This window comes from Pseudomonas sp. SBT1-2, assembly GCF_028640875.1.
GTDB classification, from domain to species: Bacteria; Pseudomonadota; Gammaproteobacteria; order Pseudomonadales; family Pseudomonadaceae; genus Aquipseudomonas; species Aquipseudomonas chlororaphis_I.
This window is the reverse complement of sequence record NZ_JAQZAA010000106.1, coordinates 99,157-123,457: the sequence shown is the minus strand read 5'-3', so window position 1 is coordinate 123,457 and position 24,301 is coordinate 99,157. Positions and strand designations below refer to the sequence as shown.

Annotated in this window: 18 protein-coding genes; 3 read left to right on the top strand and 15 right to left on the bottom strand. The window is 64.5% G+C overall.

Annotated features, from left to right (window positions below; genetic code table 11):
• Positions 1 to 16: 16 nt before the first annotated feature.
• The 3 genes from PVZ78_RS22560 to PVZ78_RS22550 are packed head-to-tail and all read left to right on the top strand — an operon-like array spanning position 17 to position 4,705.
• Complete coding sequence (locus tag PVZ78_RS22560) at positions 17 to 2,272, top strand: type VI secretion system Vgr family protein (RefSeq protein ID WP_273829294.1); 2,256 nt, start codon at positions 17 to 19, stop codon at positions 2,270 to 2,272.
• 3 nt (positions 2,273 to 2,275) lie between these two features.
• Positions 2,276 to 3,568, top strand: coding sequence for a VRR-NUC domain-containing protein (locus tag PVZ78_RS22555; protein ID WP_273829293.1), 1,293 nt, complete (start codon positions 2,276 to 2,278; stop codon positions 3,566 to 3,568).
• A 12-nt stretch (positions 3,569 to 3,580) separates the two neighbouring features.
• On the top strand, positions 3,581 to 4,705 hold the full coding sequence (locus PVZ78_RS22550) for a DUF3396 domain-containing protein (protein ID WP_198918801.1): 1,125 nt from the start codon (positions 3,581 to 3,583) through the stop codon (positions 4,703 to 4,705).
• 163 nt (positions 4,706 to 4,868) lie between these two features.
• Here the strand turns inward: PVZ78_RS22550 and PVZ78_RS22545 are convergent, their stop codons facing one another.
• From PVZ78_RS22545 to PVZ78_RS22475, 15 genes are all read right to left on the bottom strand, one after another.
• Positions 4,869 to 5,132: a hypothetical protein gene (locus tag PVZ78_RS22545; RefSeq protein WP_038632173.1), complete on the bottom strand. Its 264-nt coding sequence runs from the start codon at positions 5,130 to 5,132 to the stop codon at positions 4,869 to 4,871.
• A gap of 320 nt (positions 5,133 to 5,452) precedes the next feature.
• Positions 5,453 to 7,621, bottom strand: a complete 2,169-nt coding sequence (gene glgX, locus PVZ78_RS22540; protein ID WP_038632175.1) for a glycogen debranching protein GlgX — start codon at positions 7,619 to 7,621, stop codon at positions 5,453 to 5,455.
• Positions 7,622 to 7,734: 113 nt separating this feature from the next.
• The gene (locus PVZ78_RS22535) at positions 7,735 to 8,070 is read right to left on the bottom strand and encodes a DUF2934 domain-containing protein (protein ID WP_273829292.1); all 336 of its coding nucleotides are present in this window, start codon (positions 8,068 to 8,070) and stop codon (positions 7,735 to 7,737) included.
• A gap of 21 nt (positions 8,071 to 8,091) precedes the next feature.
• Entirely contained in the window at positions 8,092 to 10,884 is a 2,793-nt protein-coding gene (locus tag PVZ78_RS22530) for a malto-oligosyltrehalose synthase (RefSeq protein WP_273829291.1), read from the bottom strand.
• Positions 10,881 to 12,974: a 4-alpha-glucanotransferase gene (gene malQ / locus PVZ78_RS22525; RefSeq protein WP_273829290.1), complete on the bottom strand. Its 2,094-nt coding sequence runs from the start codon at positions 12,972 to 12,974 to the stop codon at positions 10,881 to 10,883. Before malQ ends, PVZ78_RS22530 begins: the two co-directional genes overlap by 4 nt.
• Positions 12,971 to 14,767, bottom strand: coding sequence for a malto-oligosyltrehalose trehalohydrolase (gene treZ, locus PVZ78_RS22520; protein WP_273829289.1), 1,797 nt, complete (start codon positions 14,765 to 14,767; stop codon positions 12,971 to 12,973). The genes malQ and treZ overlap by 4 nt, the downstream gene beginning before the upstream one ends.
• Positions 14,768 to 14,781: 14 nt before the next feature.
• Complete coding sequence (gene glgA / locus PVZ78_RS22515) at positions 14,782 to 16,350, bottom strand: glycogen synthase GlgA (RefSeq protein WP_053268952.1); 1,569 nt, start codon at positions 16,348 to 16,350, stop codon at positions 14,782 to 14,784.
• A 487-nt stretch (positions 16,351 to 16,837) separates the two neighbouring features.
• A complete protein-coding gene (locus PVZ78_RS22510; protein ID WP_124301521.1) occupies positions 16,838 to 17,791 on the bottom strand; it encodes a D-2-hydroxyacid dehydrogenase family protein in 954 nt (317 codons plus the stop codon).
• 22 nt (positions 17,792 to 17,813) lie between these two features.
• Complete coding sequence (locus PVZ78_RS22505; RefSeq protein ID WP_273829288.1) at positions 17,814 to 18,839, bottom strand: alpha/beta fold hydrolase; 1,026 nt, start codon at positions 18,837 to 18,839, stop codon at positions 17,814 to 17,816.
• A gap of 133 nt (positions 18,840 to 18,972) precedes the next feature.
• The gene (locus PVZ78_RS22500; protein ID WP_016704753.1) at positions 18,973 to 19,410 is read right to left on the bottom strand and encodes a YqaA family protein; all 438 of its coding nucleotides are present in this window, start codon (positions 19,408 to 19,410) and stop codon (positions 18,973 to 18,975) included.
• Complete coding sequence (locus PVZ78_RS22495; RefSeq protein WP_053268959.1) at positions 19,407 to 19,856, bottom strand: DUF411 domain-containing protein; 450 nt, start codon at positions 19,854 to 19,856, stop codon at positions 19,407 to 19,409. Before PVZ78_RS22495 ends, PVZ78_RS22500 begins: the two co-directional genes overlap by 4 nt.
• A 214-nt stretch (positions 19,857 to 20,070) precedes the next feature.
• Positions 20,071 to 20,985 (bottom strand): copper homeostasis membrane protein CopD, encoded by a 915-nt coding sequence (copD, locus tag PVZ78_RS22490; protein ID WP_273829287.1) that lies wholly within the window; start codon positions 20,983 to 20,985, stop codon positions 20,071 to 20,073.
• Positions 20,986 to 20,988: 3 nt separating this feature from the next.
• The gene (copC, locus tag PVZ78_RS22485) at positions 20,989 to 21,372 is read right to left on the bottom strand and encodes a copper homeostasis periplasmic binding protein CopC (RefSeq protein WP_009048829.1); all 384 of its coding nucleotides are present in this window, start codon (positions 21,370 to 21,372) and stop codon (positions 20,989 to 20,991) included.
• Between the two features lie 57 nt (positions 21,373 to 21,429).
• Positions 21,430 to 22,359, bottom strand: coding sequence for a copper resistance protein B (locus tag PVZ78_RS22480; RefSeq protein ID WP_273829286.1), 930 nt, complete (start codon positions 22,357 to 22,359; stop codon positions 21,430 to 21,432).
• Positions 22,356 to 24,188 carry a copper resistance system multicopper oxidase gene (locus tag PVZ78_RS22475; RefSeq protein ID WP_009048831.1) on the bottom strand — a complete coding sequence of 611 codons (1,833 nt, stop codon included), beginning with the start codon at positions 24,186 to 24,188 and terminating at the stop codon, positions 22,356 to 22,358. Before PVZ78_RS22475 ends, PVZ78_RS22480 begins: the two co-directional genes overlap by 4 nt.
• Between the last annotated feature and the right edge of the window lie 113 nt (positions 24,189 to 24,301).

Genomic DNA, 24,301 nt, shown 5'->3' with positions numbered 1-24,301 from the left:
GGATGGATTTCACGGCATGCTGGATGCTAACGCTACCCATATTTCCCTGACGATCGAAGGCGCCTCGGTCGACCTTCAGGTCCTCAGTTTCGTTGGCCGCGAAGCCCTCAATCAGCCCTTCTGCTTCGATATCGAACTGGTCAGCGCGCGTCCCGACCTCAAGCTCGAGGAACTGCTGCACAAGCCGGCCTGCCTGACCTTCGGCGGCTTAGGCAAAGGCAGTGGCAAAGGCCTGATCCATGGCCTGGTGTACCGCATCGCCCAGGGTGATTCCGGGCGCAAGCTGACCCGCTACAGCATCAGCCTGACCCCGCAGCTCAACTACCTGCGCCACAACTTCAACCAGAAGATCTACCAGCACCTGAGCGTGCCGAAGATCATCGCCCAGGTCCTCGAGGCCCGCGGCATCCTGGCCGACGCCTACAGTTTCCAGCTCGGCGCCACCTACCCGGAACGGGTCTACTGCACCCAGTACGACGAGTCCGACCTGCACTTCATCCAGCGCCTGTGCGAAGAAGAAGGCATTCACTTCCACTTCCAGCACAGTACCGGCGGCCACAAGCTGGTGTTCGGCGACGACCAGACGGTGTTCCGCAAGCTGGCGGCCGTGAACTACCAGCAGGACTCCGGCATGGCCGCCGAACAGCCGGTGATCAAGCGCTTCAACCTGCGCCTGGAAACCCGCACCAGTCGCGTCAGCCGCCGCGACTACGACTTCGAGAAACCACGGCTGCTGCCCGAAGGCGCGGCCAAGTCCGGGGCCATGCCGGACCTGGAAGACTACGACTACCCCGGCCTGTTCACCCAGCAGGCCCGCGGCAAGCAACTGGCGACCCGCGCCCTGGAACGCCACCGCAGCGACTACCAGCTGGCCGAAGGCAAAGGCGACGAGCCGAGTCTGGTCAGCGGCCACTTCCTGACCCTGGCCGCCCACCCGCGCAGCGAATGGAACGACCTGTGGCTGCTGCTGGAAGTGATCCATGAGGGCAAGCAACCGCAGGTGCTGGGCGAGAACATCACCAGCGATGTCACCAGCCACAAGGACGACTTCCACCAGGGCTACCGCAACCGCTTCCTCGCCACGCCCTGGGACGCCCACTACCGCCCGCCGCTGGAACACCCGAAACCCAAGTCCCTGGGCAGCCAGACCGCCGTGGTCACCGGGCCCAAGGGCGAAGAAATCCATTGCGACCAATACGGCCGGATCAAGGTGCAGTTCCACTGGGACCGCGACGGCCTGGCCGACGACAACACCTCCTGCTGGGTCCGCGTCGCCAGCGGCTGGGCCGGCAAGGCCTACGGCGGCATCGCCATCCCGCGGATCGGCATGGAAGTGTTGGTGACCTTCCTCGAAGGCGATCCCGACCAACCGCTGGTCACCGGCTGCCTGTACCACAAGGAAAACGTGGTCCCCTACGACCTGCCGGCGAACAAGACCCGCAGCACCTTCAAGACCCTCAGCTCGCCGGGCGGCAAGGGCTATAACGAACTGCGCATCGAAGACAAGAAAGGCGCCGAGCAGATCTACCTGCACGCCCAGCGCGACTGGGACGAAAACGTCGAGCACGACCAGCGGATCCGCGTCGGCAATGAACGCCACGACACAGTCGAAGCCAACACCCTCACCGAACTCAAGGCCGAAGAACACCGCATCACCCACCTCGACCGCAAGAGCGAAATCCGCGCCAACGACCACCTCACCGTGGCCGTCACCCAGCACGCCAACATCGGCACCGCGCAATTCGTCGAGGCAGGTCAGGAGATTCACTACAAGACCGGCAACATCGTAGTCCTGGAAGCCGGCGCCGAACTCACCGCCAAGGCCGGCGGCAGCTTCGTCAAGCTCGACGGCGGTGGCGTGACCATCAGCGGCGCCGATGTGAAGATCAATTCCGGGGGCGCGCCGGGAACGGGATCGGGGCTAGCGATTTTACGGCCCTTGCCACCGGGTGCCGCCGACCAGGATAAAGCCGGGGCACTATTGGAAAATGCTCCCCGTAGCCATAAAGCGCGTTATCTGCTTCAGGATGAGAAAACAGGTACGCCATTGGTAGGCATCCCTTACACATTGAAGCTGGCTGATGGCACCCGTATTGCCGGTTATACCAACGAAGAAGGAAAAACATTTCAGGCTCACAGCACTAACCCGGCTGAAGTGGAGTTATTAACTCCCGTTCGCAAGCCAGAGCCTGAAGAACCATTGATCAGGGCGGGTGAGAGCGCACCAAAGGAAATGACCCTTGACTTCAAAAACGCCAATCCGGAGGGCTGACAAATGGCGGTAATGCAACCACCTCAAACCCCGCAGGGCTGTACCAGCACCAGTATTGAAGGCACCGTCAAACAAGCGCCATTGCCCAATCCGGATAACAAACCGTACTTGATGGAGAAAGCGAATTACGCTTCGCGGTTTCCGAAGTTGTCCATCAAGAAGGCAAAGGACGGTGGTGTCACAGGCCTGGAACTCAAGCAACTTGTCATGAGTGGCTTGGTCCGTGCGGACGAGTACCGCTGGGATTTCCGCTGGGACTATAAAGCGGAAGTCTGTTTCGACATGGCATCCCTTCCACCCAAACCATTTCTCAGTTCCTCGTGGCTTGGCGAGGATAAGAAGCCCGATCCATTGCGGCGTCATACCTTATTTCCGTTTCCCAAAGGATCGGTCAAAGGCTTACTACGACGCCCGGACGTCATCATCGTAAAAGACCGGAGCCTTCGTTGGCCAGGACAAGCAGGTGCAGATCATCAGGGCGTTGCTCACCCCGATAATCTGGAGCGGTTGGTGGAGGTGAAGTTTCCGGGGGACAAGCTTTACCCCGATCAGGAACGAGCTTATTTGCTGATAGCGGGTGGGCGCCGTCGATTTTCGGTTCTTGAAATCAATGACTGTCGCGATGATGGTGATCGCGAACGAGACCGGCAATACAACAGAGAGCACAAGCCAACGGGTGAATTCAATCCTCAACAATGGCCGACACTGTTGCCTCCCCCTCGAAATCCGGATGAGCCACCCCGACCTGCGCCTGTTCCAGTTCCAGCCTACGGGCCAGCGTCAACACCGAGACCTGCTCATGTGGAAAGCTGGACCCAACAGGTTCAATCCGCGGTAGATGGCCTGTTGGAACAGGGTGCTCAAGGTATTAGGCAACTGTCCCAAGAAGTCCAACAGCATCTGGAGGATGCTGCAACTTGGTTGGGAATTAAAGGTGAATGGGTTCGTCGTGAGTCGCAAAAAGCGTGGGAATGGATAAGTGAGACCGGTGCGCAGGTAATTCGCTGGACGGATGAGCAATTGCGAGCCATCTGGAAAGAGCTACAACGATATACAGATATTACCTTGGAGGCTCTGCGCGAAATCGACTGGGTACAGGTGATGATTGACGTGGGTATCGTCGTCGCAACCGTGGTTGTGGCTATTGCAGTAGGGGCGGCAGTTGTCGCCGCAGGCATCCCGGCCAGCATCGTGGCTGGTCTGCTGGTCATTGTTCGTTTGGCCCAAGTTTCCTGGGCCTTGCTGGTCACAATTTTGGGTGGTGCGGCAGTCACTGCCACGGCCACTGCCGGCTAAATGAGAGAGCGCATGAACGCATTAGAAAAGCTGGACCAACAAGCACCCGACCTTGTTTTCGAACTGCCGGACGGGAAGCCCGTCGTGAGGCTAGGTCTGATCCTCACTCTGTATTTCAAACAAGGCTACACGAGCGAGACCAAAGAAAACGTCCTAGGGTGTTTCCGCCGTTTTTACGAAGAGTATCAGTCCTGTCTCAAATGTATGGTCTACGGCCGCCATCAAAAGTTGACCTCTGCCCATTTCGAAAAAGCTCAACAGGCCATTTCAAAGAGCGATGGCAATGAAGAGTTCAGTTTTTTCCTAGGCAGTGCTCCTGAGGAAACAGAAGCCGACGAATACTCCCTTTCTGCAATGAATTCGTTTGAAATTCATGGTGACAAACTCCGTTCTTACATCAAACTTGTGATGCCCTGGAGCCTTCTCAAAGAGCCTGGCGGTCGTTTACGGTTTCAGGAGTGGGTCGTCTATTTGTGTGACCAGGTCAAGGCAGAGCACGGATACGGCGGTTTATCGAGCATCTTGCCTTATGACTACCACAGCTATATCCCCACCGAGTATCAACTGGCTCAGCAGTATTGCGGGCTGGAAGTTGACTCCATGCCCCATGCCTCGTCAATCGAACTGCTGGATGTCATCAAGGGGGTCAACTGGTTCACCGTTTTAGGCAAAGAGTTTGTGGATTACCTGGGCGGTGAATCATCGCTTCGCCATGCGTTCAGCGGGCGCGGTGATATTGAGGTATTGACCTACAGCAACGGTCTTATCATTCAAGCGGGTGAGTATCCGGAGCTCGGAAAACTGGAGGATGGCCCTCCGCCGTCTTACGTAGCAGTGAATAAAGTAATCAAACCGATCCGCATTCAAAACCCTGATCAATTGCATCCATATTCACCCTACGGAGATGGCTTTGAGGAGGATAGTACCGCTCGCTGGTATGCGCGGTTCGATCAGGAAGATGCCCAGTCAAAGATTCCCGCACGCCTTGAAGCCGGCCAGCCTTGCAGTGTAGCGGGGTACTGGTTTACTCCCGCTAAAGCCAACTCCCGACGCTATTTCAACCTGGGGGAGACGATGCCGAGTTTCACCGGTTCGAATTGGGGCGATACGCTTTGGTATTGGTCGGCTGAGAAGTAAAAAACGAGGAGTGCACTACGCATGTCTTGAGAAATCTCTACGGGCAGATGCCCGACCTGATTCCAAGCTGAATGCTGCTCTCAAACGATATTTCATGTCGTCCGCATTTTGAATGAAAGTGCCCCGCAAAGAGGGGCACTTCAAGTTCCCGCAGTGGTTGTAATTAAGCTCGAACCTTCCAGCCCATCACGTCCATCAGGTCGCAACTGTCGCGAAGCAGAATGGCGCTGGCGTTGGCCATGTGTTGCAGATCGACGCAGTCGGCATCTTTCAGTTCTACCCGTGCGAGGCTTTCCATCAATTGGGTGACGGCGAGCAGGCGGGCGCTGCTATTGGCGTGGAGGACATCGAGCGGGGCGTTTCTGTCGATCAGCAGGCAGGGGATCGTGCAGTCGATGCTGGTGAGGGGGATGTATTGCTTGTTCATGGGTAACTCTCCTTGTTTTCAAGAAGCCGCCCGGTATCCGTCGCCAAACAAATGAGGGTGGCAGCTGTGCGCGGGTTGGCGAACCGGTGAAACTCAAGGAAAGAACCGGCAGACCCGAAGGTCTCCCACGCACAGCCACCATTGAGCTTTTGCGAAGGCATAGCTTCGCAGAAGGCTAAAGGCACTGAGGTGCTTTTCCAAAATTTCTTTTCCAGGTCGCCAAACCCGGTCGCCATATGGGCGAGCGGGGACTATAAGGTGCCGGCTTCAGGAGGCGCAAATCGAGGTTATTTGCAAATCTTGCAGGATCAGTTTCGTAGTCAGTCCTCTCCCTCGTGCTGCAGTTCGAACAGCAGTAGCGAGCGCCCGGTCACCGAGTACTGGTGGCCGAACTCGAAGCGTTCCTGGCCTTTCACCGAAGGCTGGTTGGTGTCGAGCATGCAGGTCCAGAAGCCGCCATCGGGCACTTCCGGCAGGCAGAAGTTGACGATGTCGTGATGGGCGTTGACCACCAGCAGCAGGGTCGCGTCGGCGCCGGGGCGGCGGATTCCGGTTTCCTGGGCGCGGCCGTCGAGCAGCATGCCCAGGCAGCGGCCGTGGCTGTCCTGCCATTGTTCGGTGGTCATCTCGCTGGCGTCCGGGGCGAGCCAGGTGACGTCCTTGACCCCGATGTCCTCGTTGTAGTTGCCCACCAGGAAGCGTCCGCGGCGCAGGATCGGATAGGCCATGCGCAGCTTGACCAGGCGCTTGACGAACTTGAGCAGCGACTTGCCGTCGTCGTCCAGGTCCCAGTTGACCCAGCCGATTTCGCTGTCCTGGCAATAGGCGTTGTTGTTGCCGTGCTGGGTGCGGGCGAACTCGTCGCCGGCGACGAGCATCGGCGTGCCCTGGGCCAGCAGCAGGGTGGCGAAGAAATTGCGCATCTGGCGCAGGCGCAGCGCATTGATCTGCGGGTCGTCGGTGGGGCCTTCGACGCCGTGGTTCCACGACAGGTTGTGGTTGCTGCCGTCCTGGTTGTCCTCGTCGTTGGCTTCGTTGTGCTTGTCGTTGTACGACACCAGGTCGTGCAGGGTGAAGCCATCGTGGGCGGTCACGAAATTGACAGAGGTATAAGGTCGCCGGCCGCGCTGGTTGAACATCTCGCCGGAGGCGGTCATGCGCGCGGCGAAATCGGCGAGCTGGCCGTCGTCGCCTTTCCAGAAGGCGCGCACGGTGTCGCGGAACTTGTCGTTCCATTCCACCCAGCCCGGCGGGAACCCGCCCACCTGATAACCGCCGGGGCCGATGTCCCACGGCTCGGCGATCAGCTTCACCTGGCGCAGCACCGGGTCCTGGCGGCAGGCCACGAGGAAGCTGTGGCGCTCGTCGAAGCCATCGTGATAACGCCCGAGAATGGTCGCCAGGTCGAAGCGGAAACCGTCCACGTGCATTTCCGTGGCCCAGTAGCGCAGCGAATCGGTGACCATCTGCAGCACGCAGGGGTGGCTCAGGTCGAGGGTGTTGCCGGTCCCGGAGTCATTGATATAGAAGCGTTTGTCGTCGGGCATCAGGCGGTAGTAGGAGGCATTGTCGATGCCGCGCATGGACAGGGTCGGGCCTTGTTCGTTGCCCTCGGCGGTGTGGTTGTAGACCACGTCGAGTATCAGTTCGAGCCCGGCTTCGTGCAGGTGCGCGACCATTTCCTTGAACTCGGCGATCTTGCCGCTGGCCAGGTAGCGTGGGTCGGGGGCAAAGAAGGCGATGCTGTTGTAGCCCCAGTAATTGGTCATGCCCTTGTGCAGCAGGTGCTGGTCGTTGACGAAGGCATGGATCGGCAACAGCTCCACCGAGGACACCCCGAGCTTGCGAATGTGCTCCAGCACATCGTCGACCATCAGCCCGGCGAAGGTGCCGCGCACCGCTTCCGGCACCGAGGGATGACGCATGGTGAAGCCGCGCACGTGAGTCTCATAAATGATCGTTTTGTCCCAGGGCACGCTGACCCGATGATCGTGGCCCCAGGTGTGGGCCGGGTCGATCACTTTGCATTTCGGCACGAAGGGCGCGCTGTCGCGCTCGTCGAAACTGAGGTCGGCATCGGGATGCCCGATGGTGTAGCCGAACAGTGCCTCGGACCATTTCAGCTCGCCCACCAGTTGCTTGGCATAGGGGTCGATCAACAGTTTGTTGGGGTTGAAGCGATGACCGTTGGCCGGGTCGTAGGGGCCGTGCACCCGGTAGCCGTAGATCAGCCCGGGATGGGCGTCGGGCAGGTAGCCGTGGAAGATCTCGTCGGTGTATTCCGGCAGTTCGATGCGTTCCAGTTCGACTTCGCCCGTGGCATCGAACAGGCACAGCTCGACCTTGGTGGCATTGGCCGAGAACAGCGCGAAGTTGACCCCCAGGCCGTCCCAGGTCGCGCCGAGCGGGAAGGGCAGGCCTTCGCGGATGCGCGAGGGTTCGGTCGCTGGCGAGGTTTTCGGCGTGGTGGCTGTTTTGGACGTGGTCATGGAGGCTCCTGGGAATCAGATGGGCGAACAGGCTCCCTGTGGCGCACGGGCGCGCCACGCACATGGGCAAGGCCGGCAGTGGAGGGTGGCGCGAGCGCCTTGGCGAAAGGTCGTCAGCTGGCCGCTGGCTTGCGCGGTACTCGTGGCTTTTTCGCCGCGCTGCTTTTGCCTCCGGGCGGCACCTTTTCTCCAGGAGGCGTCCTTTCTCCAGGAGGCACAAGGGGTGCCGCCGCCGCGGGTTTGGCGACGGCCTTGGGCTTTGCCGCGGGCTTGCCAGGCTTGGCGCTGGCGGCGCGGGTCGCCCTGGGTGGTTTGCTCGGGGCCAGGGCCTCGGCTTCGGCCAGCTTGCGGGCCATTTCCCAATGCCGGTGTTCCTGGCCGTCGGGCCGGCCTTCCGATTCCCAGATTTGATAGGCGAACTCACGAATGCGTTTGTCGTCGGTACTCATCGCAATGCTCCTGAACTGAACTCAAGTTTGGATGAAGAGGTTGACCGGGAAATCCCGCAATGCGCTGCTGATCATCAGATCCTTGTGGGGTGTGACTGCCCCCGTGGAAAAAAGTCCTTTCAGGTTTTGTCCTGGCGCGGCGAATGGCAGATGCACTCGCGTATCGCCCCAATCCGGCGCGTCGACCCGGGGGTGCGCGCCGCTTTCCAGCAGCCCGGCGACCAGCCTGGGCACTATCACCACGGCGCGCTGGCCCTGGTGTTCGCGCATGAAGGCCAGCACCTTGTCGGCGTGTCGGCCCTGTACTTCCAGCGGCTGGTAGGTGCCCCGGCGAAACAGCTGCGGGTACTCGCCGCGGCGCTCCAGCGTGGCGGCGATCAGGGCCTGCTTGATGCGCCCGTCGCGCCAATTCGCCAACAGTTCCATGGTTTCGCCGCAGGGGTCCAGAGCCTGTTGTCGGGTGGCGAAGTCCACCGGGCGGCGGTTGTCCGGGTCCACCAGGCTGAAGTCCCAGAACTCGTTGCCCTGATACAGGTCCGGCACGCCGGGCACGGTCATGCGCAGCAAGGATTGAGCCAGGCCGTTGAGGGCGCCAGCGGGCGCGATGCGCTGCACGGCTGTGCCTATGGCGCTGCGCAACGGCAGGCCCTCGGGGCTGAGCAACAGCCGCTCGATAAACTGGTGGACCGCACTTTCATAGGCCTCGTTGGCCGCCGCCCAACTGCTGTGCAGCTTGGCTTCGCGCAGGGCTTTTTCCTGCCATTGCCAGAGGCGCCGGGCATAGTCCCGCAGGCCCTGGCTGTCGTCGCTGTGCAGTTCCAGTGGCCAGCTGCCGAGCAGGGCCTGATAGAGAATCAGCTCGTCACCGGCGCCGGGCGCCTGGGGATCGCTGCGCAGGGCCTGGGCCAGGCTGCGCCAGTGTTCGACCTGTGCGACGTACCAGGGGCTGAGTTCGCTGAGCACCGCCAGGCGCGCGCGGGCATCTTCGCCGCGCTTGTGATCGTGGGTGGCGCTGGCCAGCAGGTTGTCGGGGAAGGTCGCCAGGCGCTCGCGGCAGACCGCGTGGAAAGCTTCCACCGGGGCGCAGAACTGCTCGGTGGAAAAACCCACGTCGTTGCGCGACAGCAGCACCGCCGAGCGATAGAGCGCGGTGTCTTCCACCGCCTTGGCCGCGGTCGGCGAGGTCAATTGCTGGAAGCGCACGCAGGCATGCTTGAGCACCTTGCGCTGGCGCCCCGGTGGCAGCTGGCGCCAGCCGCGGCCGCCGAGCCACTGTTGCAGGTAGGCCAGCACCGGCCAGTCGGCTTCGCCCAGGGTGTCGCGGGCGCCTTGCAGGGCCTGCTGGAAAAACGCCTCGTCCGCCGCCGAGCGCCCGCAGGCGCCGATGTAGGTGCGGTACACCGGGAAGTGCACGATCAGTTCCTGCAAGGCACGGCGGATGGCGCCCAGGGTCAGGTCGCGGCTCATCACGTCGTTGCGCGCCACTTGCAGCAGGGCCTGGGCCACGCTTTCGAAGTCGCTGGCCAGCGAGCCGTTGAGCAACTGCTGGCGCGCCAGCCGGGCTTCTTCGAGAAAGGCTGCCGGGCGTTCGCTGTGCCGGCTCCAGAGTTCGGCCAGAGGCTCGGCGCCTTGCGGGTCGTGTTGCAGCAGCGACAGCTGGTTCATGAATTCATAGCCGGTGCTGCCGTCCACGCACCAGTCGCGACGCAGGGTTTCGCCGGTGCCAAGGATCTTTTCCACGTAGATCGGCAGGTGCTGGCCGGGGCGCAGCGCATCGACCCGGCGCCGCAGCTTGCGGCAGTAGCCGCGGGGATCGGCCAGGCCGTCGATATGGTCGATGCGCAGCCCGTCCACCAGGCCGGCGGCGATCAACTGGAAGATTTTCCCGTGGGTGGCCTCGAACACCGCCGGGCGCTCGACCCGCAGCCCACCCAGTTCGTTGATGTCGAAGAAGCGCCGCCAGTTGATGTCGTCCGCCGCGGTGCGCCAGCTGGCCAGGCGATAACTCTGTTGCTCCAGCAGGGCGTGCAGGCGGGCGAAGCCCTCCGGCTGGCGCGCGTCATACTGCGCCAGCTGCTGCTCGATGGCCGCGCGGACCTGTGGGGCACTGGCGGCGTCCTGCAATTGCCGCTGCAAGGGTTCGGCCTGGGTGTGGGCGTCGGGTTGGTAGCGCAGGGTGCTGAAGGCATCGGCCAGTGGCTTGAGGCGCTCGGCCGATTCGGCGTCGAGCTCGCCCGGGACCCGCAGCAGCTCGCCATAGTCGCTGGGGCAGATCGGGAAGTGATGCTGGTAGTGCTCGACATGAAACTCGCCCCGTTCGGCATCGAAGCACAGCCGCAGCGTGCCTTCCTGCAGGGCCACGCCGTAGTCGCTGCCGAGGAACGGCAGCAGCAACTGGCCTTCCATCAAGGGGTCGGGGGAGTGCCACTGGATATCGAAGAACTCGCCATAGGGGCTCAGGCGCCCCCAGCGCAGCAGGTCCTGCCACCAGGGGTTGTCCGCGCCGCCGACCGCCATGTGATTGGAGACGATATCCAGCAGCAGGCCCATGTCGTGCTGGCGCAGGCTGCGGACCAGGCGCTCCAGCGCGGCCTCGCCACCCAGCTCGGGGTTGACCCGGGTCGGGTCGACCACGTCGTAGCCGTGCATCGAGCCGGCGCGGGCGCACAGCAGCGGCGACGCGTACAGGTGGCTGATGCCCAGGCGGGCGAAGTAGGGCACCAGCGGCACCGCGTCGTCGAGGCTGAAACCGCGATGAAACTGCAGGCGCAAGGTGGCCCGCAGGGGCTGGCTGTGGAGCGTGGCGCTGCTCATCGGTCGCGCTCATGGGCCTGCAGCCGGGCGCAGGCCAGCAGTTCCAGGCGGCGCGCGGCGTCCGGGTCGTCGAGCAAGGCCGCGCTGCTGCCGGCCAGGCGCCGGCGCCAGTTGGGATGGCTGTCGAGGGTACCGGGCAGGTTGGCCTGTTCGTCGATGCCCAGGGCGTCTTCCAGGGGCAGCAGCACCAGCGGCGCACGGGTATGGCCGAGGAAGCGCACGCTGGCGTCCACCACTTGGTCGGCTTCGTGGGTGGCTATGTGGGGAGCTTCGCGAAAGTTCTGTGGGTCGCGGCTCAGGGCGTGGCGCAGGCCCTCGCGTTCACGCTGGCGGTGTTCGCGCCAATGGGTTTCGCCGCTTGCGTCCACCAGGCCCAGGCGCGCGCTCCAGTCGATGTCACGGCCTTGCCACCAGCCGTTGAGGGTCGGCAGGTCGTGGGTGCTGGTGGTCGCCAGGGCATTGTCCGGCCAGTCGAGGATCGGCCGGAAATGCGTGCCGTGCTCCTGCTCGAACAGCAGCACGCGCATGCCGAGCATGGCCCGCGCGCTGAGTTTTTCCCGCAGGCCGTCGGGCACCGTGCCGAGGTCTTCGCCGAGGACGATCGCCTGGTGCCGGTGCGACTCCAGGGTCAGCAGGCGCAACAGGTCGTCCACCGGGTAATACAGGTAGGCGCCGTCGCAGGGCGGGGCGCCGAGGGGGATCACCCACAGCCGCTGCAAACCCATCACATGGTCGATGCGCAGGCCGCCGGCATGGGCGAAGTTGGCCCGGAGCATTTCGATAAAGGCGTGGAAGCCATTGCGCACCAGGCCCTCCGGGGAGAAAGCGGAAATGCCCCAGCCCTGGCCCTGGCGATTGAGAATGTCCGGCGGCGCGCCGACGGTCAGCGCCGCCAGCAGTTCGTCCTGGCGGCTCCAGGCCTGGCTGCCGCCGCCGTCGGCGCCCACCGCCAGGTCGGCGATCAGGCCGATGCCCATGCCGCTGCTGCGGGCGGTGCTCTGCACGCGCTCCAGGCAACGGGCGATCAGCCATTGGCAGAAGGCATAAAAGCCGATGTCGCTGGCGTGCTCCACGGCGAAATGTGCCAGCGCCGGGCTGCGCGGGGTGCGCCAGGCATCGGGCCATTCGCGCCAGTCGAGGCTTTCGCCACGGGCCGCGCGCTGGGCCTGGATGGCTTCGAAGCGGCAGTGGTTTTCCAGGGCCTCGCCGCTGGCGTGGCGGAAACTGGCGAAATCCTGGTGCAGCGGATGTTCGCCCTGGCAGAAGCCTTCATAAAGCGCGCGCAGGACTTTCTGCCGGGCCTGGGCCGCCACCGGCCAGTCGACCATCGGCTGTTGTTCCAGCTGTTGCAGCTGCGACCCCAGGCCACTGGCGTCGATGGCGCTGCGCCAGGCCCGCTCGCCGAGAATGGTCCCGGGCGCGGCGTACAGGCTGTTGAGAAACAGCCGGCTGGACGGCGAATAAGGGCTGTAGCGTCCGGTGTCGCTGCTGAACATGGCATGCAGCGGGCTGATGGCGATGGCCTCGGCGCCCCGTTCGCCGGCGACCCGGATCAAATCTTCCAACGCCTGGGTATCGCCATAACCGCCATCGCCGCTGCGGCGCAGCGAATACAGCTGCACGCTCAGGCCCCAGGCGCGGGGCGTGGCCTGGTCCACGGCATCGGCGACGCTGTAGCAGCGCTCGGGCGCCACGGCCAGGGTGAAGTGCTGGCCGGCGATGCTCACCTCCTGGTAACCCACCGGCACCAGGCCCGGCAGCATGGAGTTGGCGTCCAGCTTGAGGTTGAGCACGCTGCCGTCCTCCAGGTGGATTTCGCAGGGCGTGTCCGGGGCGAAGTAATGCCCCAGGTCCAGGCTCTGGCCAACATCGGCGGTCAGCAGCGGTGGCAGTTGCCGGCTCTGTTGCACCTGTAGCAGCTGGCGCAGGCTGGCTTCGATCTGCCGGTCGTTGTCGGCCGGATGGCCGAGGCTGGCCAGCACGCTTCGCAGCACCCGCGGCTCGACCCGTTGCGGGCGGCCGTTGGCGTCGATCCAGTCGACGGCCAGGCCGGCTCGGCTGGCAAGGATTTCCAGTTGCGCGTCGCTCATGGGCGTTCTCCGTCAAGGTCAGGCAGTGGGGCGGCCGCGCCGAGGCTGACCAGTGCGCTATAGGGGGCGAGATAGCCTTGCTGCAAGCGTTCGAACGCCTGGGCCGGGTAATCGAACAGGCGCTGCGTGGTATTCGGTGGCCGCTGTTCGACCTGGTGCGGGCTCAGGTTGAGGTCGATGCGCAGCTCCTGGCCATTGCCCAGGCGCCAGCGGGCACACAGGGCACCCTCGGCCAGCACCTCGGCGCCCAGGGCTTCGGCGCCGGGCAGGCAGGGCACGATGTGCTCGCGGCGCAGTTGCAACAGTTGGCGATACAGCGCCAGGGTCTGTTCGCCCTGGGCTGGGTCCGCCTGCGGCCTCGACGCGAGGAAGGTGGCCGGCGCGTTCGGGTCGGGAATCTGCTCGCGTTTATGCGGATCGGCGAAGGCGCTAAAGGCGGCGAACTCACCGCGCCGGCCTTCGCGCACTGCATCCGCCAGTTCGCCGTGGTGGCTGGTGAAAAACAGGAAGGGCTGCGGCGCCGCCAGCTCGTCGCCCATGAACAGCAGCGGAATCATCGGCGACAGCAACAACAGCACCGTGGCCGCCCGCAACGCCTGTGGCTCGGCCAGGCGCACCAGGCGTTCGCCGAAGGCGCGGTTGCCGATCTGGTCGTGGTTCTGCAAAAACAGCACGAAAGCGCTGGGCGGCAGGTGGCCGCTGGGTTCGCCGCGAGCGGTGCCGTGGCGCGTGACATGGCCCTGGTAGGCGAAGCCCTGGCTCAGGCAGCGCGCCAGTTTCTCGGTGGGGCGTTTGGCGAAGTCGGCGTAGTAGGCGTCGGTTTCGCCGGTGAGCAACACATGCAGGGCGTTGTGGCCGTCGTCGTTCCACTGCGCATCGAAGTGCTGCTCCAGCAGGCTGGCCTGGTTGTACTCGTTTTCCACGGTCAGCCAGACCTGTCGCGCCGGGTCGATCCGTTGGCGTACCCGCTGCGCCAGTTCGGACAGGAAGTCCGGGTCGTCGATCGCATGCACCGCGTCCAGGCGCAGGCCGTCGAAGCGGTACTCCAGCAGCCACATCAGGGCATTGTCGATAAAGAAATCGCGTACCGGCTGGCGGCGAAAGTCGATGGCCGCGCCCCAGGGCGTATGCCGGTCTTCCCTGAAGAAGGCCTTGGCGTAGTGCTGCAGGTAGTTGCCGTCGGGGCCGAAGTGGTTGTAGACCACGTCGAGCATCACCGCGAGATCCAGGCCGTGGGCGCAGTCGATCAGGTGCTTGAGGTCGTCGGGCGAGCCGTAGGAGGCTTCCGGTGCATAAGGCAGGACGCCGTCGTAGCCCCAGTTGCGATCGCCGGGAAACTCCGCCAGGGGCATCAGCTCGATGGCGGTGATGCCCAGCTGGGCCAGGCGCGGCAAGTGTTTTTCCACTTCGCGGTAACCGCCCAGCACCCCCACATGCAGCTCGTAGATCACCGCCTGGTGCCACGGCCGGCCTTGCCAGTGCGGGTGCTGCCAGCGATAGGCCCGGGGATCGACCACCAGGCTGGGGCCATGGACATCGCCGTCCTGGGCCCGGGATGCCGGGTCGGGGACGCGGATCTCATTGTCGATGTTGAAGCGGTAGCGGGTGCCGGGCGGGCAATGGCCGACGACCATGAACCAGCCGTTGGCCTGGGGCAGCATGGGCAGCGACACGCCGTGTTCGAGTTCGACGCTGACGTGCTGCGCATCCGGCGCCCAGAGGGCGAAGCGGGTGCGCTGGGCATCGAGTGGAACGGTGCCGTGGGGCCAGGTTTCCAGTGTCCTTGACGGCATCTTGGGGTGCCCTCTCAGGGTTTGGCCGATTTTCCCAAGGCCTTGGCCACCAGCTGTTCATAGAGTTCGGCGTAGGGTTCCACCGCCTTGCACCAGTTGAAGGGCGCGGCCATGGCCCGGCAGCGCATGGCGTTGAGCAACTGCGGATAGGCGAACACCTTGAAGGCGCGGCTCAGGGCTTCTTCGTAGCTGGCCACCGTGGACTCGTCGAACAGAAAGCCGGTGACGCCGTTCTCGATGGTGTCGGCCAGGCCGCCGGTATTGCGCGCCACCGGCAACGAACCGAAGCGCTGGGCGTACATCTGGCTCAGGCCGCAGGGCTCGTAGCGCGAAGGCATCAGCAGGAAGTCGCTGCCGGCGAACATGCGGCGGGCGTCGGTTTCGTTGAAGCCGATATTCACCCCGATGCGCCCGGGGAAACGCGCAGCCAGGGCGCGCATGGCCTGTTCTTCTTCCGGTTCGCCGCGACCGATAATGGCGATCTGGCCGCCGGACTTGACGATGTACTCGGCCACGCCTTCGGTGAGGTCCAGGCCTTTCTGGTAGACCAGGCGCGAGACCACGGCGAACAGCGGACCGCTGCCGGGGTCGAGGCCGAACATCCGCCGCACATGGGCGGCATTGGCGGCCTTGCCTTGCCAGTCGCCGATGGCGAAGGGCGTGGACAGGTGCGGGTCGGTGGCGGCGTCCCAGCTTTCGTCGATGCCGTTGGGGATGCCGCTGAGCAGGCCTTGCTGGGTCTTGCTGGCGAGGAAACCGTCAAGCCCGCAGCCGAAGGCCGGGGTGGTGATTTCCTGGGCATAGGTGGCGCTGACGGTGGTGATGTGGCTGGCGTAGGCCATGCCGGCCTTGAGGAACGACAGCTTGCCGTAGAACTCCATGCCTTCCTGTTGCAGGGCGTGTTCGGGAATGCCCAGCTCCGGGCAGGAGGCCAGGCTGACCACGCCCTGGTACGCCAGGTTGTGGATGGTGAACAGGGTCGGCGTGCGCTGCCCGCGCCAGTGCATATAGGCCGGCGCCAGCCCGGCGGGCCAGTCATGGGCGTGCACCAGGTCCGGGCACCAGTGGATCTGCGCCAGGTTGGCGGCGATGTCGGCCGCGGCCAGGCCCAGGCGGGCGAAGCGGATATGGTTGTCCGGCCAGTCGCGGCCGTTGTTGGCGCCGTAGGGCGTGCCTTCGCGCTCATAGAGTTCGGGGCAGATCAGCACATAGATCACCAGGCCGTCGGGCATATCCATGCGCCCGATCTTGCAGGCCGGCAGGGCCGCGTGGCCGCCCAGTTCGCCAATGATATGAATCGGGTTTTCGCTGTGCATCACCTGCCGGTAGCCGGGGATCAGCAGGCGTACATCGTGCAGGTGCGCCATGGCGCGGGGCAGGGCCGCCGAGACGTCGCCCAGGCCGCCGGTCTTGACCAGATCGGCGATTTCCGAGGTGACGAACAGGACCTTCTTGCGATTGGGGTTGTGGTGGATCAAGGGCAGTGACGTCTTGCCACCTGGGGCGAGAATCGATGTGGAGGCCGTCTCACCGGCCAGCGGCAGAGGATGCTTTCCCTGGGTTTGCAATACGGCACTGGTCATCTGTTTCTCCCGTTTTATTGATCTGTTCCTGGCATCTGCCGGCGGTGTCAAAAGGCCAATCCGGTGGCCGGGCACAAAAACGTTGCACATGCGAAAGCCGAACGCAGCCTCATGCGTCGACGCAAAGAGGGTGAAGGGGCCATTGCAAGGATTGCACCAGTCGCGAAGGCCCTACCTTTAACCTGACCCAAGGCGTGAGCCAAAAGTTTCGACTTTATTTCCTCGGGGGTGACTGTCCGGTCACTTTTTGAATTCCAGTCTAGGACAGAAGTTAGAGCGCGGGCATGACGATTAGGTTTTCTCGGGGCGAAGGTTGCGCTGCCCTGGAATAAAGCCGACGAAAGGCAGTCTCGCGCACCGGCCGGGGGCGAGGTTTTCTGGCACGGGCGCGAAAACGGTGAGGGGGATGCAAGCAGGCGGTGCGGGGAAAAACCGCCCGCGCCCGATGATGGTGCAGGGCAGTGCTGGCGCAATGCCCGAGGTGGTTTCAGCCCAGCTGACGGATCGGCTGGCCGGCGGCCCAGGCCTGGATGTCCTCGATCATCTGGGTGAAGAACTGCCGGTAGTTCTGCTGGCTGACATAACCGACATGGGGTGTGGCCAGCACATTGGGCAGGCGGCGCAACGGATGGTCGAGGGGTAGCGGCTCCTGCTCGAACACATCCAGCGCCGCGCCGGCCAGGCGCCCGCGTTCGAGGGCGCTGATCAGCGCCGCTTCATCGACGATCGGCCCACGGGCGGTATTGACCAGCAGCGCCGAGGGTTTCATCCAGGCCAGCGCCTGGGCGTCCACCAGACCGCGGCTGCGCTCGCTGAGCACCAGATGCACCGAGAGCACGTCGGCCTGTTCGAACAACTGCTGCTTGTTCACGTAGGTCACGCCGGCCGCCGCGGCCCGCTCGGCGGTGAGGTTCTCGCTCCAGGCGATCACCCGCATGCCGAACACCTGGCCGAACTGCGCCACCCGCTGGCCGATGCTGCCCAGGCCGAGAATGCCCAGGGTCTTGCCGTGCAGGTCGCCGCCCAGCCCCTGTTGCCAGAGGCCGGCGCGCAGGGCGCTGGCTTCGCTGAGCAGGTTGCGGGTCTGGGCCATGATCAGCGCCCAGGTCAGCTCCGGCGCCGCGTGCTTGTAACTGTCGGTGCCGCACACCTGGATACCCAGGCTGGCCGCGGCGGCGAGGTCGATGGCGGCATTGCGCATGCCGCCGGTGAGCAGCAGCTTGAGCCGCGGCAGGCTGCGCAGCAGGGCCGCGTCGAAACGGCTGCGCTCGCGCATCACGCAGATCACCTCGAACGGCGCCAGGCGCTCGCTCATGGCGACGGTGTCGCTGGGGTAGTCATGGATAAAGCTGACCTGGCCAATGCCCGACAGCAGCGACCAGTCGACGACGTCACGGGCGACGTCCTGCCAATCATCGATTACCGCGATCTGCACACTCATGAAGGCTCCAGGGGAAAACGCATCAATGTGACGCCAGCCAGCCCAGCAGGGCCTGGTGGAATTGCGCCGGTTCTTCCATCTGCGGGGCGTGGCCCAGGCCCGGGAACTCGATCAGGGTCGAGTGCGGGATGAGCCCGGCCACCTGCTTGCCCAGCACCTGGTAGTTGCCGATCCGCGCCTTGACCGCCGGCGGCGCGATGTCGCTGCCGATCGCCGTGGTGTCGGCGGTGCCGATCAACAGCAGGGTCGGCATCTTCAGGTCCTTGAACTCGTAGTACACCGGCTGGGTGAAGATCATGTCGTAAATCAGCGCCGAGTTCCACGCCACCCGCGTGTGCCCAGGCCCCTGGTTGAGGCCGGCGAGCATGTCCACCCAGCGCTCGAATTCCGGCTTCCAGCGGCCGCCGTAATAGGTGCTGCGCTCATAGTTGCGGATACCCTCGGCCGACAGCTTGAGCTCGCGGGCGTACCACTGGTCGACGCTGCGGTAGGGCACGCCGAGGGCCTTCCAGTCTTCCAGGCCGATCGGGTTGACCAGCGCCAGTTGTTGCACCTGCTCGGGGTATTGCAAGGCATAGCGGGTAGCCAGCATGCCGCCGGTGGAATGGCCCAGCAGGCTGATCTGCTGGATGCCCAGCCGGTCCAGCAACTGCCGGGTGTTCTGCGCCAGCTGCTGGAAGCTGTATTGATAGTGCTCGGGCTTGCTGGAGGTGCAGAAGCCGATCTGGTCCGCGGCTATGACCCGGTAGCCGGCGTCGCTCAAGGCCTTGATCGAACTGTCCCAGGTCGCGCCGCAGAAATTCTTGCCGTGCATCAGTAACACGCTGCGGCCGTTGGGCGTGCCCTTGGCCGGCACGTCCATATAGCCCATCTGCAGGGCCTGGCCCTGGGACTCGAAGGCAAAGTGCTGCAACGGGTAGGGATAGTCGAAGCCTTGCAACTCGGGACCGTAGGCCGGGCCTTCGGCGGCGAGGGCGGGCAGGGCGGCGGTCAGCAGCAGGCCGGGTAACCAGCGGGTGAGGCTGCAGCGGGTGGGGCTTAGGGACATACATGACCTCCGAGAGAATGGGGCGATCCTGGAGCGGCGCGATTAGCGCGACATTAATAAGCAGAGGCCATCGCCAGGGCAAAACGTTCCCTTCGTGGTCATGCTTATGAGCCTGGAGGCTGGCCCCGTCAGCTCAACCGACCCAGCCGAGGGTCATCCAGGCCAGCACGCCGTAACGCGCACCCTTGGCCAGGGTGACGACCAGCAGGAAGCGTTTGAGCGGTTCGCCCATGACTCCGGCCACCAGGGTCAACGGGTCGCCGATGATCGGCAGCCAGCTCAGCAGCAGGGACCAATGGCCATAGCGCTGGTAATGGTTGCGGGCGGTTTGCAGGTGGCGTGGGCCGACGGGGAACCAGCGGCGGTCCTTGTAGCGTTCCAGGCGCTGGCCCAGCCACCAGTTCACCAGGGAGCCGAGGACATTGCCGAGGGTGGCCACGGCCAGCAGCAACCACAGGTTGAACTGGCCGTTGAGCAGCAGGCCCACCAGCACGGCTTCGGATTGCAGTGGCAGCAGGGTGGCGGCGCCGAAGGCCGCCAGGAACAGGCCGAGGCAGGCGGTGAGGATCAATGGGCCGGGTAGTCCGCGACCACCACGTCCTTGCCGTCCTTGGTCAGGCCGATGACCTGGTAGGCATCGGCGGGCATGCCGTCCATTTCCATGCCGGGCGAACCCATGGGCATGCCGGGGGCGGCGACGCCGAGCAGGTCGTCGCGTTTGCTCAGGGCCAGCACCTGGTCGGCCGGCACATGGCCTTCGACGAATTTGCCGTTGATCACCGCGGTGTGGCAGGACGCCAGGCGCGGGGCCACGCCCAGGCGCTGCTTGACTTCGCTCATATTGCTTTCGACATGGTCGTTGACCTTGAAGCCGTTGGCTTGCAGGTGCTCGATCCATTTCTTGCAGCAGCCGCAGTTGGCGTCGCGGTGCACGTCGATGGGGATCAGGTCGGCGGCCTGGGCCAGGGAGCCGACGAGCAGGGCAGACAGGGCTGCCAGGCGCAGAGAGTTGTGCATAGGGAGTCTCTTGATCATCAGGGCGCCTCGGGGGCGCGGTCTTGGGCCGACAGGGTGGCGTATTTTGCTACTTTTCTCGAGCGCGGCGCGGCGCTTGTGTTTCAACGTTATACCAAGCGCTTGTCGTTCGGGCGCCGCGGTTTGTCTGGTGCTGCGCGTTGTCGTTCATCGCGGGCAAGCCTCGCTCCTACAGAGGCGTGCCCGCGATAGGCGTTCATTCGGGAGCCGGGCTCAGGATGCCGAGCATGGCCACCAGGCCGACAATCAGCAGGGCCGCCGCCAGTTCCAGCAGCATGCTGCGACGCAAGGCGGGCAGGGCCGCCTGGGGCGAGGCCTGGTGCAGCGCCTGTTCCAGCTGCGGAACCAGATGGAAGCGGTTCAACGCGGCGAACACCAGCATGCTGGCGAACACCGCCACCTTCAGGCTGAGGAGCAGGCCGTAGGTGCTGGCGCTCAACGTTGCCAGGTCCGGGCCGACGATCAGCAGGTAATTGAGCACCCCGCTGAGGCTCAGGCTGACCACGATCAGTGTGCCCAGGCTGGCAAACCCCTTCAGGGCATCGAGCAGGTGGCCCGCCTGCTGTTCGCCTTCGCAGGCGCCACGGCGCAGCAGCAGGGCGAAAGCCGCCAGCGCCCCCAGCCAGGCGCCGGCGCCCAGCAAATGCAGGATGTCGCTGCCCAGGTGCAGGTAACGCTGGCCACCTTCGCTCATCGCCCCGTGGCCGCCCCAGGCCAGGCTGGCCAGGGCGGTCGCCGTGCACAGAATCAGGCCGTAGAGGGTGAATCTCGACCAGCCACTGCTGAACAGAAGCAGCACGCCCGCCAGCAGCAACGCCGCCAGGCGCAGCAGCCAGCTTTGGCCGACATCGGTTTCCAGCACCAGCACGGGCACCAGCGCCGGGTCCAGTTCGGCCAGGCGGGTGGCGCCACTCATCGACAGCACCAGTTGCAGCAGCGCGGCGCCCGACAGCAGCACGCCCAGCACCAGGGTGGTCGCCAGAGGCCGGCGAAAACGCCGGAGGCTCTGCGCGCCACGCAGCCCGTAAAGGCCGAACAGTGCCAGGCCGAACAGCAGCATCAGGTCGAGGTACAGGGCAAAACGCAGGGCGACGTTGATGAGTTCGCCCATGGCTCAGTTGACTTCGAAGGTCAGGTTGCCGGTGATCGGATGGGTGTCGGCGGACACCGCCCGCCACTCGACTTTGTAGCTGCCCTTCGGTAGCGGGGTGGCGGGGCTGATGATCATGCTTTTCGGATCGCTGCCGCCGGCCACGCTGGCCTTGACCGGCATCGGTGCGTGGCTCATCCCGGGCATGCCGGTCATTAGCAATCGGGCCCCGGAAAACTTGGTGGTGAGGGGTTCCGAGAATTGCAGTTCGATCTTCGCCGGTGCCGCGCCCTTGGCGCCTTCGGCCGGGGTCGAGGCCAGCAGCTTGGGGTGCGCCTGGGCGACGCCGGCGAGGGTCAGGCCGGCACCGAAAGTGACGGCAATGGCGAGATGCTTGAGGTAGGACATGCAAGGCTCCAGGCGGCATTGGCCGCGTGATGTTTTTAGTTATCTATTGAAGGGAGGTCAGAACCACAGGCGCACACCGAGCACTAGGCGGGCTTCGCTGCTGTCTTCGCCTTCTTCACGGGCGTAGTCCGCGGTCTTGCCGTAGCTGCGGCTCCAGGTCACGCCGACGTAGGGCGCGAACTGGCGGTGCAGCTCGTAGCGCAGGCGCAGGCCGGCTTCCAGCGAGGAGAGCCCCGAGCCAATGCCGCGTTGCGGGTCGTTCTTACCGTACAGGCTGACCTCCGCGTTGGGCTGCAGGATCAGACGGTTGGTCAGCAGGATGTCGTATTCGGCCTGGAGCCCCAGGGCACTCTGGCCGCCTTCGCCGAGGTAGGCGGTGGCCTGGCTTTCGAAGTTGTACAGGGCCATGCCTTGCAGCCCGAGGGCGGCCCAGGTCTGCGGCGCGCCGGGCTTGAAGTCCTGGCGCACGCCACTGACCACATCCCACCAGGGGCCGATGGCATGGCCCCAGAGCGCTTCGACCTGGGCGTTTTCGGTCCGGCCGTTAGTGCGCTCGCCCTCGCTGCGCAGCCACAGCCGGTCGATGTCGCCGCCAATCCAGCCGTTCATTTCCCAGGCCAGGGCACTGCCATCATCGGCGTCCTGGTATTCCAGGCGGTCGACCAGCCACAGCGAGTTGATCGCCTTGTCGTGCACGCCATGGCCGGCCATCGGCGGGAAGGCGGCGCGGCGGTCGGCATCGGTGAGTACCGGGATCGGCGTGCGGCTTTGGGTGGGCGCCGCGGGTTCCATGGTCTGCAAGGGTTCGCCGTCCATGCCGGTCATCTGGCTGTGGTCCATGCCCGGCATCGGGTTGCCTGGCATAGAGGAGGCCGGCATGGACGAATGATCCATGCTGGAGTGATCCATGCTTTCGGCGGCCTGCAGTGGCCCGGCGCTGAGGCCGAGCAGGGCGGCGAACAGGGTCAAGGCGTTTTTCGGCATCATGCGGCGCTCCCGGCTTCGTCCACTCGTACTTCGCGAAACATGCCCATCTCCATGTGGAACAACAGGTGGCAGTGATAGGCCCAGCGCCCCAGGGCATCGGCGGTCACCCGGTAACTGCGCTTGCTGCCCGGCGGCATGTCGATCGTGTGCTTGCGCACCAGGAAGCGCCCCTGTTCGTCTTCCAGGTCGCTCCACATGCCGTGCAGGTGGATGGGGTGGGTCATCATGGTGTCGTTGACCAGGGTGATGCGCACCCGCTCGCCATAGGTCAGGCGCAGGGGCTCGGCGTCGCTGAACTTGATGCCGTCGAACGACCAGGAAAATTTCTCCATGTGCCCGGTCAGGTGCAGTTCGATGGTGCGGCTCGGTTCGCGCCCGTCCGGGTCTTCGAAGGTGCTGCGCAGGTCGGCGTAGGTCAGCACCCGGCGCCCGTTATTGCGCAGGCCGATGCCCGGGTCGGCGAGCTTCGGCGTCGGGCTCATGGTCTGCATGTCCACCAGCGGGTTGCCGTCTTCCGAGGCCGGGTGGCTTTGCATGGCGCCACCCATGGCGCCGTGGTCCATGCCTGACATGCCGGCCATGCCGCTGTGGTCCATACCGGCCATGTTGCTGGAATCCATGCCCTGCATCTGGCTGTGGTCCATGCCTTGCATCTGGCCATGATCCATGCCGGGCATGGCGCCCATGTCCATGCCAGCCATGCTGCCGTGATCCATGCCCATGTCGGCCATGCTGATCAGCGGCCGCGGGTCGAGTGGCGGCACGGTCGCGCTCAGCCCCGGACGCTGGCTCAGGGTGCCGCGGGCGTAGCCGCTGCGGTCCATGGCCTGGGCGAACAGGGTGTAGGCTTCCTGCGAGCCGGGCTCGACCAGCACGTCGTAGGTTTCCGCCACGGCGATGCGCAGCTCATCGACGCTGACCGGCTGCACGTATTGGCCGTCGGCGGCGACCACGGTCATCTTCAGGCCGGGAATGCGCAGGTCGAAGTAGCTCATGGCCGAGCCGTTGATCAGGCGCAGGCGCAGCTTCTCGCCGGGCTTGAACAGCCCGGTCCAGTTGCCGCCGGGGCTCTGGCCGTTGATCAGGTAGGTGTAGGTATAGCCGCTGACGTCCGCCAGGTCGGTGGGGGTCATTTTCATCTGCGCCCACATCTTGCGATCGGCGAGGGTGGCCGCCCAGCCGTCGCGGCTGACGTCCTCGATAAAGTCACCGACCGTGCGCTTGTGGAAGTTGTAGTAGCCGGGCTGCTTTTTCAGGATGTGCATCAGCCGTTCGGGCGCCTCGTCGCTCCAGTCGCTGAGCATCACCACGTAGTCGCGGTCGTACTGGAAGGGTTCCGGCTCGCGGGCCTCGATCACCAGTGGCCCGTAGACCCCGGCCTGCTCCTGCAACCCCGAGTGGCTGTGGTACCAGTAGGTGCCGTTCTGCCGGACCTTGAAGCGGTATTCGTAGAGGCCGTCGGGGGCGATGCCGTGGAAGCTCAGGCCCGGCACGCCGTCCATGTTGGCCGGCAGGATCAGGCCGTGCCAGTGGATCGAGGTGTCCTCCTTGAGGCGGTTGCGCACCCGGATGGTCACGGTGTCGCCCTCGCGCCAGCGCAGCAGCGGGCCGGGCAGGCCGCCGTTGATGGTCATCGCGGTGCGCGAGGTGCCGCTGTAGTTGACCTGGGATTCACCGATGAACAGGTCGAACTGCTGGCCGCTGAGGGCGGGCAGCTGGCCGTCCTCGCTGCGTGCCCAGAGCGGCTGTTGCCACAGCCCGGTGCCGGCCAGTACGCCACCGGCGGCCAGACCCTTGATAAAACTGCGTCGTGTGGGTTTTACATGCATGCCCCAAGGCTCCCTCGATCCTGCTGGTCAGGTATGAGACGACCTTAAGCGGCGCGGCCTGTCAGAAAACTGAGGTGAAGATTACAGATTTGTCAGCCAGCGCGGCGCCACCC

Bases quoted from the DNA above. Each gene is read 5' to 3' on its own strand.
- PVZ78_RS22510 (WP_124301521.1), bottom strand. From the start codon at position 17,791: ATGAGTGTGCAGATCGCGGTAATCGATGATTGGCAGGACGTCGCCCGT.
- PVZ78_RS22480 (WP_273829286.1), bottom strand. From the start codon at position 22,359: ATGATGCCGAAAAACGCCTTGACCCTGTTCGCCGCCCTGCTCGGCCTC.
- PVZ78_RS22550 (WP_198918801.1), top strand. From the start codon at position 3,581: ATGAACGCATTAGAAAAGCTGGACCAACAAGCACCCGACCTTGTTTTC.
- PVZ78_RS22505 (WP_273829288.1), bottom strand. From the start codon at position 18,839: ATGTCCCTAAGCCCCACCCGCTGCAGCCTCACCCGCTGGTTACCCGGC.
- glgX (WP_038632175.1), bottom strand. From the start codon at position 7,621: ATGACCACGTCCAAAACAGCCACCACGCCGAAAACCTCGCCAGCGACC.
- copC (WP_009048829.1), bottom strand. From the start codon at position 21,372: ATGTCCTACCTCAAGCATCTCGCCATTGCCGTCACTTTCGGTGCCGGC.
- glgA (WP_053268952.1), bottom strand. From the start codon at position 16,350: ATGACCAGTGCCGTATTGCAAACCCAGGGAAAGCATCCTCTGCCGCTG.
- treZ (WP_273829289.1), bottom strand. From the start codon at position 14,767: ATGCCGTCAAGGACACTGGAAACCTGGCCCCACGGCACCGTTCCACTC.
- PVZ78_RS22560 (WP_273829294.1), top strand. From the start codon at position 17: ATGCTGGATGCTAACGCTACCCATATTTCCCTGACGATCGAAGGCGCC.
- PVZ78_RS22495 (WP_053268959.1), bottom strand. From the start codon at position 19,856: ATGCACAACTCTCTGCGCCTGGCAGCCCTGTCTGCCCTGCTCGTCGGC.
- copD (WP_273829287.1), bottom strand. From the start codon at position 20,985: ATGGGCGAACTCATCAACGTCGCCCTGCGTTTTGCCCTGTACCTCGAC.
- PVZ78_RS22555 (WP_273829293.1), top strand. From the start codon at position 2,276: ATGGCGGTAATGCAACCACCTCAAACCCCGCAGGGCTGTACCAGCACC.
- PVZ78_RS22530 (WP_273829291.1), bottom strand. From the start codon at position 10,884: ATGAGCAGCGCCACGCTCCACAGCCAGCCCCTGCGGGCCACCTTGCGC.
- PVZ78_RS22475 (WP_009048831.1), bottom strand. From the start codon at position 24,188: ATGCATGTAAAACCCACACGACGCAGTTTTATCAAGGGTCTGGCCGCC.
- PVZ78_RS22545 (WP_038632173.1), bottom strand. From the start codon at position 5,132: ATGAACAAGCAATACATCCCCCTCACCAGCATCGACTGCACGATCCCC.
- malQ (WP_273829290.1), bottom strand. From the start codon at position 12,974: ATGAGCGACGCGCAACTGGAAATCCTTGCCAGCCGAGCCGGCCTGGCC.
- PVZ78_RS22535 (WP_273829292.1), bottom strand. From the start codon at position 8,070: ATGAGTACCGACGACAAACGCATTCGTGAGTTCGCCTATCAAATCTGG.